The 14,452-nt window shown below is 53.6% G+C and carries 15 protein-coding genes and 1 tRNA gene; 7 read left to right on the top strand and 9 right to left on the bottom strand.

Annotated elements, in window-relative coordinates; genetic code table 11:
- On the top strand, positions 1-522 hold a 522-nt coding region (locus N9C89_RS14515; RefSeq protein WP_263954709.1), incomplete at its 5' end, for a hypothetical protein.
- 14 nt (positions 523-536) lie between these two features.
- Here the strand turns inward: N9C89_RS14515 and msrQ are convergent.
- Complete coding sequence (gene msrQ / locus N9C89_RS14510) at positions 537-1,151, bottom strand: protein-methionine-sulfoxide reductase heme-binding subunit MsrQ (protein ID WP_263954708.1); 615 nt, start codon at positions 1,149-1,151, stop codon at positions 537-539.
- A gap of 36 nt (positions 1,152-1,187) precedes the next feature.
- A complete protein-coding gene (gene msrP, locus N9C89_RS14505) occupies positions 1,188-2,111 on the bottom strand; it encodes a protein-methionine-sulfoxide reductase catalytic subunit MsrP (RefSeq protein ID WP_263954707.1) in 924 nt (307 codons plus the stop codon).
- 205 nt (positions 2,112-2,316) lie between these two features.
- On the opposite strand from msrP, the gene N9C89_RS14500 reads away from it, so the two are divergent.
- Entirely contained in the window at positions 2,317-2,892 is a 576-nt protein-coding gene (locus N9C89_RS14500) for a PDC sensor domain-containing protein (RefSeq protein ID WP_263954706.1), read from the top strand.
- 22 nt (positions 2,893-2,914) lie between these two features.
- Here N9C89_RS14500 and N9C89_RS14495 read toward each other — a convergent pair whose 3' ends face one another.
- From N9C89_RS14495 to N9C89_RS14485, 3 genes are all read right to left on the bottom strand, one after another.
- Positions 2,915-4,411, bottom strand: coding sequence for an FMN-binding glutamate synthase family protein (locus tag N9C89_RS14495; RefSeq protein WP_263954721.1), 1,497 nt, complete (start codon positions 4,409-4,411; stop codon positions 2,915-2,917).
- A gap of 113 nt (positions 4,412-4,524) precedes the next feature.
- Positions 4,525-7,140, bottom strand: a complete 2,616-nt coding sequence (gene clpB / locus N9C89_RS14490) for an ATP-dependent chaperone ClpB (protein WP_263954705.1) — start codon at positions 7,138-7,140, stop codon at positions 4,525-4,527.
- Positions 7,137-7,286: a hypothetical protein gene (locus N9C89_RS14485; RefSeq protein WP_263954704.1), complete on the bottom strand. Its 150-nt coding sequence runs from the start codon at positions 7,284-7,286 to the stop codon at positions 7,137-7,139. The genes clpB and N9C89_RS14485 overlap by 4 nt, the downstream gene beginning before the upstream one ends.
- A gap of 63 nt (positions 7,287-7,349) precedes the next feature.
- On the opposite strand from N9C89_RS14485, the gene pyrF reads away from it, so the two are divergent.
- Complete coding sequence (gene pyrF, locus N9C89_RS14480; RefSeq protein WP_263954703.1) at positions 7,350-8,045, top strand: orotidine-5'-phosphate decarboxylase; 696 nt, start codon at positions 7,350-7,352, stop codon at positions 8,043-8,045.
- 33 nt (positions 8,046-8,078) lie between these two features.
- Here pyrF and N9C89_RS14475 read toward each other — a convergent pair whose 3' ends face one another.
- Entirely contained in the window at positions 8,079-8,348 is a 270-nt protein-coding gene (locus N9C89_RS14475) for an NfeD family protein (protein WP_263954702.1), read from the bottom strand.
- On the bottom strand, positions 8,348-9,229 hold the full coding sequence (locus N9C89_RS14470) for an SPFH domain-containing protein (protein ID WP_263954701.1): 882 nt from the start codon (positions 9,227-9,229) through the stop codon (positions 8,348-8,350). The genes N9C89_RS14475 and N9C89_RS14470 overlap by 1 nt, the downstream gene beginning before the upstream one ends.
- Positions 9,230-9,354: 125 nt before the next feature.
- Between N9C89_RS14470 and N9C89_RS14465 the strand changes: the two genes are divergently transcribed.
- Positions 9,355-10,632, top strand: a complete 1,278-nt coding sequence (locus N9C89_RS14465; RefSeq protein ID WP_263954700.1) for a DNA polymerase IV — start codon at positions 9,355-9,357, stop codon at positions 10,630-10,632.
- Here the strand turns inward: N9C89_RS14465 and N9C89_RS14460 are convergent, their stop codons facing one another.
- The gene (locus N9C89_RS14460) at positions 10,633-11,490 is read right to left on the bottom strand and encodes an N-formylglutamate amidohydrolase (RefSeq protein WP_394358515.1); all 858 of its coding nucleotides are present in this window, start codon (positions 11,488-11,490) and stop codon (positions 10,633-10,635) included.
- A gap of 178 nt (positions 11,491-11,668) precedes the next feature.
- Here N9C89_RS14460 and N9C89_RS14455 point away from each other — a divergent pair.
- The 3 genes from N9C89_RS14455 to N9C89_RS14445 all read left to right on the top strand — a co-directional run bounded on the left by N9C89_RS14455 (position 11,669) and on the right by N9C89_RS14445 (position 13,212).
- Positions 11,669-11,743: transfer RNA gene (locus tag N9C89_RS14455), tRNA-Val, on the top strand.
- 110 nt (positions 11,744-11,853) lie between these two features.
- Positions 11,854-11,979, top strand: a complete 126-nt coding sequence (gene ykgO, locus N9C89_RS14450; RefSeq protein ID WP_008282420.1) for a type B 50S ribosomal protein L36 — start codon at positions 11,854-11,856, stop codon at positions 11,977-11,979.
- Between the two features lie 159 nt (positions 11,980-12,138).
- Positions 12,139-13,212: a fatty acid desaturase gene (locus tag N9C89_RS14445; RefSeq protein WP_263954698.1), complete on the top strand. Its 1,074-nt coding sequence runs from the start codon at positions 12,139-12,141 to the stop codon at positions 13,210-13,212.
- Positions 13,213-13,230: 18 nt separating this feature from the next.
- Here N9C89_RS14445 and N9C89_RS14440 read toward each other — a convergent pair whose 3' ends face one another.
- Positions 13,231-14,451, bottom strand: coding sequence for a phenylacetate--CoA ligase family protein (locus N9C89_RS14440; protein ID WP_263954697.1), 1,221 nt, complete (start codon positions 14,449-14,451; stop codon positions 13,231-13,233).
- Position 14,452: the final 1 nt, after the last annotated feature.

The raw sequence follows: 14,452 nt of genomic DNA, 5'->3' as shown, positions 1-14,452 counted from the left end.
CGAAATCCTACTAGCGTTGATATACAGACGTTGATCCATCGAATGAACCAAACCGCCCACATATCTCTTCAGATACTAATCATGTCAAATAGCCAAGAGGCAAAAACTGACCAAGTGCGCCGTAACTCTCTGGCGCCCGCAGCCTGTATTGTCTCTAATTTTTTATGCGTCGCGTTGCCTTGCTGTTTCCAGTGTGGCCCGTTTGGCGCCCCGGTGAGCATCACTGCGTCGCCGGTGAGGGGGGTTTTAGGGCTAGCGGTCGGAGTGCGCAAGCGGTTTTTTCAGAAATACGACGTTTTTTTGAAATTTTCACGAAACACTAATGAAAACAATAGTTTACAGAATATGATTTTTCAGATTTTCGATATTTCTTTGAAATTGAAGCTGCGAATTACCGTTAAATATCGCCAAAGAACGGCTTATCCACAGACTCGCCCCCTCATTGCATACATTATTGGGCTGAATCAGCTCGGAATCGGCTTCGCGAGTCGGGGATTCTGGCGGAATCATGAGCCAACGTGACTCGCGTGACTCGTTTAAACCAGCCGCACACGTTTTAGAGGGGGGATTCTCATAGCAAGCAGCAACACGACAATCGCTAGATAGATGAGCGGTTCAAGTTGCCACCCCTTTACGAGAATAACATAGTGGATCGCCCCTGCGAGAACTGCACCGTATGTGAGTTTGTGAAGTTTACGCCAGTTGGCCGCCCCGAGTTTTCGCAACGACAGGTTATTTGAAGTTAAAGCCAGCGGAATCATCAGAAGCAGTCCGAACATTCCGATCGTTATGTACCACCGTTTCACGAGGTCTTTGAGAATCTGCTGCATAAGGAGCTGCATATCCAAGAACAACCAGACACCAAGGTGCATAACCACATAGGCAAACGCCAATAACCCTATAGCGCGGCGAAACTTGATGAGGTTAAGCCCGAACGCATTTCTAAGCGGTGTGATCGCCAGACCAGCGATTAGAAGCTGCAGCGCGATTTCGCCAAGCTCGTGTTCCAGCGTTTTGACAGGATCGATACCGAGCTGCCCGTTAAAGAGTTGTAGGGTCAACGCGGCCACAGGAACCATGCCCAGCACATATAGAATCCAAGCGGGAATTTTTCGTGTCGCGCTGTTTAGCGATTGTACGAGAGATGTCACGTGTTTGTCCTGTCCGGAATAAGTGGCGGTTTCGCTTTAATAGAACTTCGCCAGATCCATCCCCTTATAGAGTCCGGCCACCTCTTTTTCGTACCCGTTGAACATCAGCGTTGGCTGACGCTTTGCAATCAGTCCACCAATCTTGCGTTCGCTCGCTTGGCTCCACCTCGGATGGTCAACGTTCGGGTTCACATTACTATAGAAGCCGTACTCACTTGGTTGCAGCATATTCCAACTGCTTTCTGGCTGCTTGCTTGTAAGAGAAATGCGAACGATCGACTTGATGGATTTGAAACCATACTTCCACGGAACAACAAGTCGGATCGGTGCGCCGTTCTGATTTGGCAACGTGTCGCCATAGAGGCCTGTCGCCAGAATTGTTAGCGGGTTCATTGCCTCATCCAGCCGCAGACCTTCCCGATACGGCCAAGGAATAGTGCGCCGCTTTTGACCAATCATTTCGGACGGACGCTCCAGCGTTTCAAACGCCACATACTTTGCCCCTGATTTAACGCCCACTCTCTTAAGGAGCGTACTCAGTTCGAAACCGACCCATGGGATGACCATCGCCCATGCCTCGACACACCGGAAACGATAGATACGCTCTTCCATGGTGACACCCTTAGTAATGTCAGCAAGATCATAAGTGCCGGGCCGGTCAACCATCCCGTCAATCTTGATAGACCAAGGATCAGTTGTGAGTGCGCCAGCGTATTTGGCCGGATCGTCTTTGCCCGTCCCGAATTCATAAAAGTTGTTGTACTTTGTGATGTCTTCAAAGCTGTTGGGTTTTTCGCTTGTGGAGTAACGGCTTTTTACAGTCGCGATTTTGCCCAGCGCGGGTGTACTCGCAATAAGCCCCGCCGCACCGACGCCTGCCATAAGTTGACGGCGGTTCAGAAAGTCGGCTTTCGGCGTAACATCAGACCATTTCAGGTCGGTTTTGAATGTCTTGGACATAACAGTCTCCTTTGTCTTGGCCACAATCGTTCAATCCGCCGCATCCGCAAAGCGTAAGTTGCAGATTTCACGCAAATGTTGGACCTGCGTGAATAACGCCGTGAATTCTGTGAAGTCTGAAACATTTTTGGGCGTTAGCTGAATCTCAACGCCTTTCCTTTTTGATGAAGCCCGAGGCCAGACAGGTCTTTTAAGGAGTAAAAATATGAAGAGTATTGCTTGCGCCCTCACAGCGGCGCTTTCGGTTTTCGCGTCTGCGGCCTTCGGAGCAAACGCAGATGACAAAATTCAGGGGCTTCTATCCAACGAGCTTGCGGGCTGGGTAAAGTCACCGGTCGTTATCGCCGCGATCAAGAAACAAAACGCCAATCACGATGGAATCTCTCAATCAAAGATCGACGCACTTGATTCACAATGGCGCGCGGAAATCGGTTCTGCAGATACACCGTTGCAAACCGAGGTTCTGGGAAATCCAGTCTCGGCCCACCTGAAGGACAAGCAGTCAGCCGCAAACGGATTGGTCAGCGAAGTCTTTGTCATGGATAGTTACGGTCTGAATGTCGGGCAATCTGCCGTTACTTCAGATTATTGGCAAGGCGACGAAGCTAAGTTCCAAGAGAGCTTTGGCACCGGCACTGGTGGTGTACACATTGGCGATGTTGAGCTGGATGAAAGCACGGGCGATTATGTTGTTCAGGTTTCAATGACCATTAGCGACCCGGAGTCCGGCTCTCCGATTGGTGCGGTAACCTATGCCATCAACATGGGTGTTCTGGAATAAAGCCACTGCCGCCCGCGCGTCTTTAGGCCTCGCGCGGGCCGCTCGCTTGATTAGGGAAAATCTCGTTCATACGTCTGCTGGATCCATCAGGCATGACAAGCCGAACATGATGCCGTCGAATCTTACGGGGCTCCGATACGCCAACCGAATGCGCAATCGTTTCCACCTCTTTGATGATTCCTTTCGCGTATTGTGCGACTTTCTTATACTTATCTTCCGGTACCAGCCCGCGCTGTAGATGTGGATCGTGTGTGGTTATGCCGGTTGGGCAAGTGTTCTTGTTGCATTTTAACGCTTGAATACACCCGAGGCTAAACATGAACCCCCGCGCGGATGTTACAAAATCCGCACCCGCCGCCAGCGCCCATGCGACATCGCCGGGGTTAACAAGCTTACCACTCGCAATAATGCGAATCCTGTCTTTCAGTCCGAACTCATCTCGAAGCGCAGAAATTTTGGGCAATGCCTCTCTGATCGGCATCCCGACCAAGTCAATAAGAGGCATCGGTGCAGCTCCCGTCCCGCCCTCTCCGCCATCGATGGTTATGAAATCCGGCGCACAATCTGCTCCACGCTCGGCGATCAAGGCAAAAAGATCGCGCAAAGGTTCTGTTGAACCAACAACCGTTTTAAAACCAACCGGCTTGCCGGTAACTTCGCGTATGTGGCAAATCAAATCGAGCAATTGTTGCCAGTCGTCAACGCCTCTGATCCGGTTTGGCGAGATGCTTGCCTTGCCTGCTGGGATTCCCCTGATCTCGGCAATTTCAGCACTTACCTTCTCTGCTGGAAGTATACCGCCTTTTCCGGGCTTGGCCCCTTGCGCGAGTTTAAGTTCAAACATCTTGACCTCTGGGATGGCCGCAACATTTTGCAACCGCTCCTCTGAAAGCCGCCCGTTCTCGTCGCAGACGCCATAGTTCGCCGTGCCGATCTGAAAAACGACATCCGGCTTGCCCTCAAGATGATAAGGAGAAAGACCGCCCTCTCCTGTGTTAATCCAAATTCCGGCCTCCCTAGCGCCAAGCGACAAAGCCCGAACAGCAGGTTTGCTCAGCGCGCCATAACTCATACCCGAAATATTGAATATGGATTTTGCAACATAGGGTGCCCGCGCTCCGGGCCCAATGGTCATCGGATCTGTGCTTGCGAATTGATCATCCAGAGGTGGAAACGCCGCGTTCACAAAGATCGGAGTGCCCGGTACCGCGAGATTTCTTGTACTGCCAAACGCAACGGTATTGCTTGAGCCTTTAGCGGCGCGCGACACCCAATCTCGCTGTGCTCGGTTAAAAGGGAGTTCTTCGCGATCCATAGCAAAGAAATACTGTCGGAAGAATTCGCCCAACGTCGTGAAAAGCTTCCGAAACCGCCCGATCACAGGATAATTTCTGCGAACTGCATCTTCGGTCTGCGTCCTGTCGATGACAAACATAATTGCCGCGGCCAAGACGGCGAGTCCCAAGAGCCAAACAAACATTAGCGCCAAAATCTCGAGCGCTTGCCCTGCCCACCCCATGAATCTCATGCAATTTCCTCCTGAATTCGTGTCAGCTTGGCCAAGGCATGCGGGGCAAGCAAGTCATTTCAAACAAAAAAGGCCGCCTCGATTAATGAGGCGGCCTAATGAGCTTAGTGAACGACAGCGTCTTGCGGCGGTTGTCTGTTGGAGGTCGAGAGCCGATCCCCAACAAGAAGCCCGTCTGCTCCAGCCGTAACCGGAATGGTGTCGCCATCCATCACGTCACCAGCCAAGAGCATTTCGGCAAGCTGATCTTGCAACGCACGCTGGATAACGCGCTTCAGCGGCCGTGCGCCAAAGACAGGGTCATACCCCTCGTCTGCCAGCCACTTGCGGGCACCATCATCAAGATCAAGCGTAATACCACGACGCGCCAAACGTTTGTCGAGCAATCCAAGTTGGATATCGACAATGCCGTCCATGTCATCGCGCGAGAGCCGATCAAAGATGATCGTTTCATCAAGCCGGTTGAGGAATTCGGGGCGGAAGTGTGCCCGCACCGCATCCATCACATCACGCTTGGCTTCGGACGCATCCGCGCCTTCCGGCAACATGCTCAATGCCTGCGCACCAAGGTTGGATGTCAGGATAATCAGCGTTTGCTTGAAGTCCACAGTCCGTCCCTGACCATCAGTCAGCACACCGTCATCCAGAACCTGAAGCAACACGTTGAACACATCGGGATGCGCCTTTTCGACTTCGTCAAACAGCACAACTTGATATGGTCTACGCCGTACAGCTTCGGTCAGAACACCGCCTTCGTCATAACCGACATAGCCGGGAGGGGCACCGATCAAACGCGCAACCGCGTGTTTCTCCATGAATTCCGACATATCAATACGCACCATTGCGCTGTCGTCATCAAAGAGGAAATCGGCAACCGCCTTGGTCAGCTCGGTTTTACCGACACCAGTTGGCCCAAGGAACAAGAAGCTACCGAGCGGACGATTCTCATCGTTCAACCCAGCGCGCGCACGACGAACAGCATTCGAAACCGCCTGAACAGCACCACGCTGCCCGATCACACGTCGGCCAAGCTCTTCTTCCATACGAAGCAGTTTCTCACGCTCGCCTTCAAGCATCTTGCTTGTCGGAATACCGGTCCAGCGCTCAACCACACTTGCGATTTGCTCTGGGCGGACGGCCTCGGCGACCATTGCCTCGCTTTCACTCGCTTCAGCCTCAGCCAAGCGCTTTTCAAGCTCTGGAATCACGCCATAAGAAAGCTCACCGGCCTTCGCCAGATTGCCATCACGTTTGGCGATATCCAATTCGGCACGCGCACGATCAAGATGCTCCTTGAGGTCTCGCGCGTTGGCGAGCTTATCGCGCTCTGCTTGCCATGTAGCCGTCATCGCAGCGGATTTCTCCTGAAGTTCGGAAAGTTCAACTTCCAACTTTTCAAGCCGATCCTTGCTGGCCTTGTCATCCTCAAGACGAAGCGCTTCGGCCTCGATCTGTTTCTGAAGAATTTCGCGGTCAAGCGTATCAAGCTCTTCGGGTTTACTGTCGACTTCCATGCGCAAACGGCTGGCGGCCTCGTCCATCAGGTCAATTGCCTTATCCGGCAAGAACCGATCCGTGATGTAGCGATGGCTCAACGTTGCCGCTGCGACAAGCGCGCTGTCGGTAATGCGAACACCGTGGTGAAGCTCGTACTTCTCTTTAATACCGCGCAGGATCGAGATTGTATCTTGCTCTGTTGGCTCCTCAACCATCACTGGTTGGAACCGACGGGCAAGCGCCGCATCTTTTTCGACATGCTTACGGTACTCATCAAGCGTTGTTGCGCCAACACAGTGCAGCTCACCCCGTGCAAGTGCGGGTTTAAGCAAGTTGCTCGCGTCCATCGCGCCATCGGATTTGCCCGCGCCAACCAGCGTGTGCATTTCGTCAATGAACAAGATGATTTCGCCGCTCGCCGAAGTGACTTCGCTTAGAACAGCTTTGAGCCGCTCTTCGAATTCTCCTCGGTATTTCGCACCGGCAATCAGCGCGCCCATATCCAGAGACAACAGCTTTTTGTTGCGCAGACTTTCAGGCACATCACCATTCACGATCCGCAGCGCAAGGCCCTCGGCAATCGCGGTTTTACCCACACCAGGTTCACCAATCAGAACCGGATTGTTTTTGGTGCGGCGACTCAAGACCTGCATCGTGCGGCGAATTTCTTCGTCGCGGCCAATGATTGGGTCAATCTTACCTTGCTCCGCAGCTTCGGTCAGATCTCGCGCATATTTCTTGAGCGCATCATAGCCCTCTTCCGCACTCGCGGAATCGGCGGTGCGACCCTTGCGAATATCATTGATCGCTTCATTCAGTTTCTGCGCAGTGACGCCACCAGCGTCCAAAGCGTCTTTGGCCTTGGAACGGGTGATCGCAAGCGCGGTCAGAATCCGCTCTACAGGAACAAAGCTATCACCGGCTTTCTTGGCCAGTTTCTCCGCTTCGGCAAGAACCTTAGCGGTTTGCGGGTCCATATAGACCTGTGCCGCGTCGCCAGAAACTTGTGGAATTTTGCCGAGCGCAACCTGCAGGGCCTCGTCGACCTGTCCAAGCTTGCCGCCAGCTCTTGTTATGAGGTTTGCTGCCAATCCTTGCTCATCATCAAGCAGCGCCTTCAACAGGTGTTCTGGCGCAAGTCTCTGGTGATTTTCTCGGATAGCAATAGTTTGGGCCGCTTGGATGAAACCGCGCGACCTCTCAGTGAATTTCTCTAAATTCATTCGATATCTCCTTCTCTAAGCACCCTTTCAAGAAGCTGCCCGATATGTCGGCACAGCCCCATTCGGGCCTTACCCAAGAGATAGGATTGCAGAGCCGCGCATTCAATGGATTGCGACAAAAATGTCTCACCAACTGGGTCGGTCATGGCTTGATGGTTTTTCCGCCGCCGCGTAAGAGAGGCAAACCCAGCTCTTCAAAGGAATGCGCCATGTCAGATGATCGCCTAATCGTTGCCCTCGATGTCCCGAATGTTGTTCAGGCGCTACCGCTTTGCGAGGCACTTAATCCGGTTGTCGACTTCTACAAAATTGGCCTCGGCATGCTGACAGGTGGCGGACTAGCGTTGGCAAATGAACTTAAGCAAGAGCATGGAAAACGCATTTTCCTTGATATGAAGTTCTTTGATATTGGCGCGACGGTTGAATCTGCAGTGCGAGGGATTGCGCAGTATGATCTGGACTTCCTGACTGTGCATGGCGATCCGCATGTGGTGCGCGCAGCTGGTGAAGGCAAGGCCGGAAGTAATCTGAAAATTCTGGCCGTCACGATCCTGACATCGCTTGACCGCGCCGACCTTGACGCAGGCTTGATGAAAGCGGGTGACGTTCAGGAGCTTGTCGTGGAGCGCGCAGCAAAAGCGCTTGAAGCCGGAGCAGATGGTGTAATCGCTAGCCCACAAGAAGCCAAGCTGATCCGCGCGCTTCCCCAAGCCGAAGGACGTTTGATTGTAACGCCTGGTGTCCGCCCTTCGGGTGCAGCGCTTGGCGATCAAAAGCGCGTTGCAACGCCAACTTCAGCGATTGAGGATGGTGCCGATCATATCGTCGTGGGTCGCCCAATCTGGCAAGCCGATGATCCTGCGAAGGCTGCGCAGGATATTATCACCGAGCTTAGCGACGTATAAGAAAAGCCCCGCCAAGAGCAGCGGGGCGTTTCATTAATTGTTGATGTCGCGGTCAATGATCTTGGTCTGGCCTTCACGCACGCCGATAATTCGGCGCAACGCAATCCAAGCTACAAGCGAGACTGCGGCAAAGATCACGAGCATTAGGTAGATGCCGCCGAGCGGCACTCCGATGGCAAGGCATAGCCCGATCACCAGCGCGCCAATCGCAAAGCCGAGGAAAACGAATCCGGGGATCAGTATCTCGACAATGCCAAGCACAAGCCCCGCTGCCATCCAGACCCACCATTCATTCCAAAGCATCAGGGTTTTCCTTTCAACATGTTAAAGGCATCGCTGAAGGCGTCGAGTGCAGCCGCGGGTAGCAAGACAGTCTGTTTACCATCACCTTTACCAACAACGGTAAGTGCCTCGACCTGTTTAAGCGCAACCTGATATTGCGCCGCTTCAATGCCGTTCTCACGGATTGCTTCGGCAACAACTTTGGTCGCGTAAGCCTCGGCCTCAGCGGAAATCCGGCGCGCTTTGGCCGCTTGCTCCGCAGAATAGAGCTCCGCATCGGCATTAAGTTCCACAGCCCGCTTTGAACCTTCCGCTTCGGTAACCTGTGCACGACGCGCGCGTTCGGCGTTGAGCTGTTGGAGCATTGCGTCACGGGTCGCTTGATCGAGGTTCACATCAAGAATTTCGGCGCGCGTCACTTCAATTCCCCAATCGTCCACCGCATCCTCAACCTGCTGCTTAATCTGCGCGATGAGCTGCTGGCGGTTGCTTTGAACCTCGTCGAGTTCCATCTGGCCAATACCAGATCGCACAATACCAGCCACCGTTGTGGCAATCGCCGCGTCAACATCACGAATACGGTAAACCGTCTTTTCCGGCTCTATAATACGATAGAACACAGAAGTCTCGACCTGAACCAAAACGTTGTCTGATGTAATCGCATCTTGCGACGCAGTAGGCAGCTGACGTTCGAGAATCGAGATTTTGTGGCGTACGACATCAAGAAACGGGACAATAAAGTTAATCCCTGGCCCAAGAACAGCGCGAAGACGGCCAAACCGCTCCACCACATATTTTTCCGACTGCGGTACGATCCGCACCCCAAGAAAGATCGACAGGATAATAAAACCTGCGATGAGGAGCAGCACAATATTGCCGCCAATAAGTCCGTTTACATCCATAGCATTCCCCTTAATAAATTGTTTTTGTTTAATCTTGATATGCGCTTCTTCTTGGCGATCTTAAAGGGGAATTTCTGCAAAGTCTCGCCATTGTCGAATTCCCGAGAGAAGCCTAGTCTATTAACATGCCCCAACCTCAACCCGCCATTTGCCGCTCCTGTCTGGCAGAGTTTCACGCCGAACCATCGGCAATGCTGCGTTGTCCGGAATGCGGCAACCCTCGGGTTTTGGTACATGACGAACTATTCGATCTAAGCATAGCGCACATGGATTGTGATGCGTTTTATGCAAGCGTTGAGAAGCGCGACAATCCCGCGCTACAGGACAAGCCCGTCATCATCGGAGGTGGCAAACGCGGTGTGGTATCCACCGCTTGCTATGTGGCGCGGATCAAGGGTGTGCGCTCTGCCATGCCGATGTTTCAGGCGCTCAAGCTCTGCCCCGACGCTGTTGTCGTGAAGCCGCGTATGGGTGCCTATGTCGAGGCGAGCCGAGCAGTGCGCAAAATGATGGACGAGCTCACCCCCAAAGTGGAGCCTTTGTCACTGGACGAAGCCTTTATGGATCTCACTGGAACGCAAAAGCTCCATGGTCATCCACCGGCCGTTATGCTCGCGCGGCTTGTGAAACGTATGAAAGATGAAGTGGGTGTCACTGGCTCGATCGGGCTATCGCACAACAAGTTTCTGGCTAAGGTGGCAAGCGATTTGGATAAGCCGCGTGGCTTTGCAATCATCGGGAAGGCCGAAACACCAGACTTTCTTCGCGGGAAGCCCGTGCGCATGATTTGGGGCGTCGGCCCCGCATTTCAGGCCTCACTTGAAAAGGCTGGGCTGCGCACATTTGACGATATTCTCCGCTGGGATCGTCGCGAGTTGCATGAGCGGTTTGGCGGCATGGGCGATCGGCTTTGGCATCTTGCTCGCGGAGAAGATTACCGCCGCGTGTCCACCAACGCGCCGGTCAAATCGATCTCGAATGAAACCACCTTCTTTGAGGACACCTCCGACCCCGACTTGTTGGACGGGTATATTTGGCGCCTTGCCGAGCAGGTCAGTGACCGCGCAAAAGCACGAGACCTCGCGGGTCGGGTCGTGACCCTCAAACTCAAACGTGCCAACTTTACGGCTCTTTCCCGCCGCCTGAGCCTTCGAGACGCGACACAGATGGCAGACAAGATCTATCACACCGCGCGCGGGCTATTTGATCAGGTCAGCGACCAAGGACCATTTCGACTGATCGGTGTTGGCCTTAGCGACCTCATTCCCGCACAGGCCGCTGACCTCACTGGCGATTTGCTCGATCCACAAGCAGAGCAGCGCAGTCGCGCCGAACGTGCGACAGACTCTATAAGAGAGAAGTTCGGAAAAGACGCGATCGTTAAAGGGCGCTCCCTGCGTTAACTATTCCGCAGCAAGCCTGATTTCCCCTCGGCCTATATCAGCAATCCGCGCCGTGACATCCTTCATCAATGACTGAAACGCGCCGAAATTGTCATTCGGCAGTACCATCTGCTCGTCCATATAGAGCGCGCGATCAATCTCGATTTGAATGCAATGACGGTTCTTGGCGGGTTGCCCATATTGCTTTGCGATATAGGCTCCTGCAAAAGGTGTATTCCGCGCAACTCTAAGGCCCGCATCACTGAAAATCTGTTCGATCTGAGCGACGATATCCTCATCCGCTGATGCGCCGAAACGGTCGCCGATTACGATATCGGGCCTTGGCCGATTTGCGCGGGTCAGCACTTCTAGCGCTTCATGTGGCATCGAATGACAATCCACCAAGATCGACCGACCGAACAGCGTCTGATTCTGGGTTAGAATGGTGTGCAACATGTCATGATACGGGCGCCAGTAGCCCCGAATACGCTCAAAGGCTTCCTCCTGACTGATCTTGCCGCGATAAATCGCACGGCTGCCCGACACCACGCGCGGAATCACTCCAAGGCCAGAGGCCACACGCGGATTGTGCGCCTGTTTTTTCACACCCTCAATCAGCGCAGAATCAAGCTCGCTACAATCTCTGTTCAAATCAACAAAGGCACGTGGCTTTCGCGCCGCCATGAGAATCGCGCCATGTGCAGGTGCCGCTGTCAAAAGGCGATCAACAAACGCGTCTTCAGAGCTACGAATCAAACGCTCATCCAAAACTGTTTGCCGTAGGAAGGAGCGATCATAGTCTCGCCCGCTATGGGGCGATGCAAATACCACGCTTGTTGTGCGGGATTCGGGCATTTTTAGGTTAAAAGCGTCACTCATGATTAAACTCTACAGAGAATTCGGATAGACGCAAATAAATCGCTATCAAAAGCCTTGAACACCGCTACGACTCCGAATATAGACAGCGCCAGTCGACGCGGTTTTTCCGCGTCCTATTCGTTTTTGGCCAACGCCAGACTGTGGTCAATGGATAGGACAGAGAGGATCGCAGCGTTTTGGGCGCGTAGCTCAGTGGTAGAGCACTTCGTTGACATCGAAGGGGTCACTGGTTCGAACCCAGTCGTGCCCACCATCGCAAACTGCGATGACCCCAAATTGCCCCATTGGGGCGTTCACCGCCCGGAAACGGGTAAAGTTTAACCCCGAGGCGCCACTGGCGCGCCGCGATAAAAGGAGAAGGCCATGAAAGTTCGGAACTCGCTCCGTTCGCTCAAGAACCGTCATCGCGACTGCCGCGTAGTACGTCGTAAGGGCCGCGTTTATGTTATCAACAAAACGCAACCTCGGTTCAAAGCCCGCCAAGGCTGAGCTAGAGACAGAATACAGAAAAGCCGCCCGTTTGAGGCGGCTTTTTTGTGCCTAAATGAACAGGCGCTCGATTGACGTAAGGTCGGGCACGGAAATGTTGGCTTTGTACTGGGTTGGCGCTTAGGCTTCGGACAACAAAAATACCAGAACGAGACGAGCATGAATTCCACCGCCCCCAACACACCAAGCAATGGTGCGACTCCTCCTGCAGATTCTACGGTTGTGGCTGCGCGCGATTGGCTTCGCCATCTGGCGAAATACCGCGAACCAATCTTGTGGCGCAGTCTTTTTGAGTTGGCGGTTACCTTGGTTCCGTTCTTTGCTCTTTGGGCATTGGCGTGGTGGATGATCTCGTTCAGCCCGTGGTTGGCTTTGGCAATCGCCATTGTAAACGCCGGCTTTCTGGTGCGCCTCTTTGCTATTCAACACGATTGTGGGCACGCAGCCTTTTTTACGAACCGATCCGTATCTGACTGGGTCGGGCGCGCAATCGGTGTGCTTACGCTTACACCGTACGACGTCTGGAAGCGGTCACACGCGATGCACCACTCCGCATCGGGCAATCTCGATCATCGCGGCATGGGCGATATCATGACGCTGACCGTCGCCGAATATAATGCGCGCTCAACGTGGGGAAAGTTCAAGTATAGGCTCTATCGCAGCCCATTCGTGCTTTTCGCAATTGGTCCTGCTTATACCTTCCTGCTTCAATATCGCCTACCGATCGGCTTTATGAAGTCGCGCAAATACTGGACATCGGCCATGGGGACGAACATCGCGATCCTCGTGGCACTTGGGCTCATCGCATACTTTGGTGGCTGGAAGCCGCTTGTGTTGATCTTCCTGCCGACCAGCCTCCTTGCGGCCACTGCAGGCGTTTGGCTGTTCTATGTGCAGCACCAATTCGAAGATACCCATTGGGACGTTGGCGAAAATTGGGAAATGCATGATGCCGCGCTCCACGGCTCCTCGCATTACGAATTGCCTCGTGTCTTGCAGTGGATGACAGCCAATATCGGCCTACATCACGTGCATCACCTTTATTCGCGCATTCCGTTCTATCGGCTTCCTGATGTCCTGCGCGATCACCCAAGTCTCGACCAGAATCAACGATTGAGTATTCGCGAGAGCCTCGCATGTGTGAAGCTTCGTCTATGGGACGAAAAAGAGCGCAAGCTGCTGACTTACAAGCAGGCCCGCGCCCTCTACGGAACGAAGAACGCGCCAGTTTAGAGCCTGTTTTGCACCTGTTTAGGTGTCGTAACTGCGCTGATCGTCGATTACTTTGCCATCCTTTGGAAGGCTCCCGACAGGAACAAGTTCGATCTTGCCCTTTAGCTTGAGCGTTGAGAAAACGCTGTCCGCCAAGGCCTCCGCGCTCGCACCCTCTGTTTCGAGCATGACAGTCATCATGTCTCGCTCGCCATCACGGCTGGCGACAACACGGGCTTTCTCGACTTCGGGGTTCTTGCTCACCAGATCAGCAACTTGCTCGGGCCGGACAAACATCCCCTTAATCTTCGTTGTCTGATCGGCGCGCCCCATCCAGCCTTTAATCCGCAAGTTCGTGCGGCCACAGGGGCTTTCACCTTCCATGAACGCGCTCAGATCACCTGTCGCGAACCGAATGAGCGGATAGTCGGGATTAAGGGTTGTCACAACAACTTCGCCGACCTCTCCGAGCGCAACAGGCGTTCCAGTGCCGGGCGTCACGATCTCAACCAGCACGCCTTCATCAACAATCAGCCCCTCCATCGCGGCGCTTTCATAGGCGATATTGCCAAGATCAGCAGTCGCGTAGCATTGCAAACACGCAATGCCTCGATCCGCATACTCCTGACGTAGACTAGGGAACAATGCGCCGCCGCCAACCGCAGCCTTGCGAATGCTCAACTTAACCCCTTCCGTCTCGGCGCGATCAAGGATCACCTTGAGGTAATCCGGCGTGCCCGCATAGGCCGTGACACCGATATCGTGAGCGGCTCGAACTTGAAGCTCGGTCTGCCCAGTTCCTGCGGGAACGACAGCCGCACCAACGGCGCGCGCGCCGCTTTCAAAGATCATTCCAGCAGGTGTTAGATGATATCCAAAACAGTTCTGGATTATGTCACCACGGCCGATGCCCGCAGCATGAAGAAACCGCCCTGTGCGCCACCAATCGTTGCCGAGCTTCCCTGGTTCATAGATCGGGCCGGGGCTCTGGAAAACATGTTCAAACTCATGAGCATCAATCGCGGCAAAACCACCAAAAGGCGCGTTTTCAGCCTGATTAGAGACAAGTTCAGACTTTCGGATTACTGGCAATGACGCCAAATCCTCGACTGACCCAATGCTCTCGGCATCCACATCCTTTAGAATTTCCGCTATGGCGGGCGCTCGTTTGGCCTGCGCGATCTGTAACGGAAGCTGCTTGGCAATATCCGCAGCGCGCGCATCGGCAGAGCGTGTTTCAAGCTGATCGTAAAATCCCATG

The sequence above is a fragment of the Halocynthiibacter sp. SDUM655004 genome (assembly GCF_026015885.1).
In the GTDB taxonomy this organism is placed as follows: domain Bacteria; phylum Pseudomonadota; class Alphaproteobacteria; order Rhodobacterales; family Rhodobacteraceae; genus Falsihalocynthiibacter; species Falsihalocynthiibacter halioticoli.
The sequence above is the reverse complement of the archived record's forward strand: the minus strand, read 5'-3'. Positions and strand labels throughout refer to the sequence as shown.

Excerpts from the sequence above, each read along its gene's own strand:
- msrP (WP_263954707.1), bottom strand. The coding sequence starts at position 2,111 with ATGTCCAAGACATTCAAAACCGACCTGAAATGGTCTGATGTTACGCCG.
- N9C89_RS14500 (WP_263954706.1), top strand. The coding sequence starts at position 2,317 with ATGAAGAGTATTGCTTGCGCCCTCACAGCGGCGCTTTCGGTTTTCGCG.
- N9C89_RS14495 (WP_263954721.1), bottom strand. The coding sequence starts at position 4,411 with ATGGGGTGGGCAGGGCAAGCGCTCGAGATTTTGGCGCTAATGTTTGTT.
- clpB (WP_263954705.1), bottom strand. The coding sequence starts at position 7,140 with ATGAATTTAGAGAAATTCACTGAGAGGTCGCGCGGTTTCATCCAAGCG.
- N9C89_RS14485 (WP_263954704.1), bottom strand. The coding sequence starts at position 7,286 with ATGACCGACCCAGTTGGTGAGACATTTTTGTCGCAATCCATTGAATGC.
- pyrF (WP_263954703.1), top strand. The coding sequence starts at position 7,350 with ATGTCAGATGATCGCCTAATCGTTGCCCTCGATGTCCCGAATGTTGTT.
- N9C89_RS14475 (WP_263954702.1), bottom strand. The coding sequence starts at position 8,348 with ATGCTTTGGAATGAATGGTGGGTCTGGATGGCAGCGGGGCTTGTGCTT.
- N9C89_RS14470 (WP_263954701.1), bottom strand. The coding sequence starts at position 9,229 with ATGGATGTAAACGGACTTATTGGCGGCAATATTGTGCTGCTCCTCATC.
- N9C89_RS14465 (WP_263954700.1), top strand. The coding sequence starts at position 9,355 with ATGCCCCAACCTCAACCCGCCATTTGCCGCTCCTGTCTGGCAGAGTTT.
- N9C89_RS14460 (WP_394358515.1), bottom strand. The coding sequence starts at position 11,490 with ATGAGTGACGCTTTTAACCTAAAAATGCCCGAATCCCGCACAACAAGC.
- ykgO (WP_008282420.1), top strand. The coding sequence starts at position 11,854 with ATGAAAGTTCGGAACTCGCTCCGTTCGCTCAAGAACCGTCATCGCGAC.
- N9C89_RS14445 (WP_263954698.1), top strand. The coding sequence starts at position 12,139 with ATGAATTCCACCGCCCCCAACACACCAAGCAATGGTGCGACTCCTCCT.
- N9C89_RS14440 (WP_263954697.1), bottom strand. The coding sequence starts at position 14,451 with ATGGGATTTTACGATCAGCTTGAAACACGCTCTGCCGATGCGCGCGCT.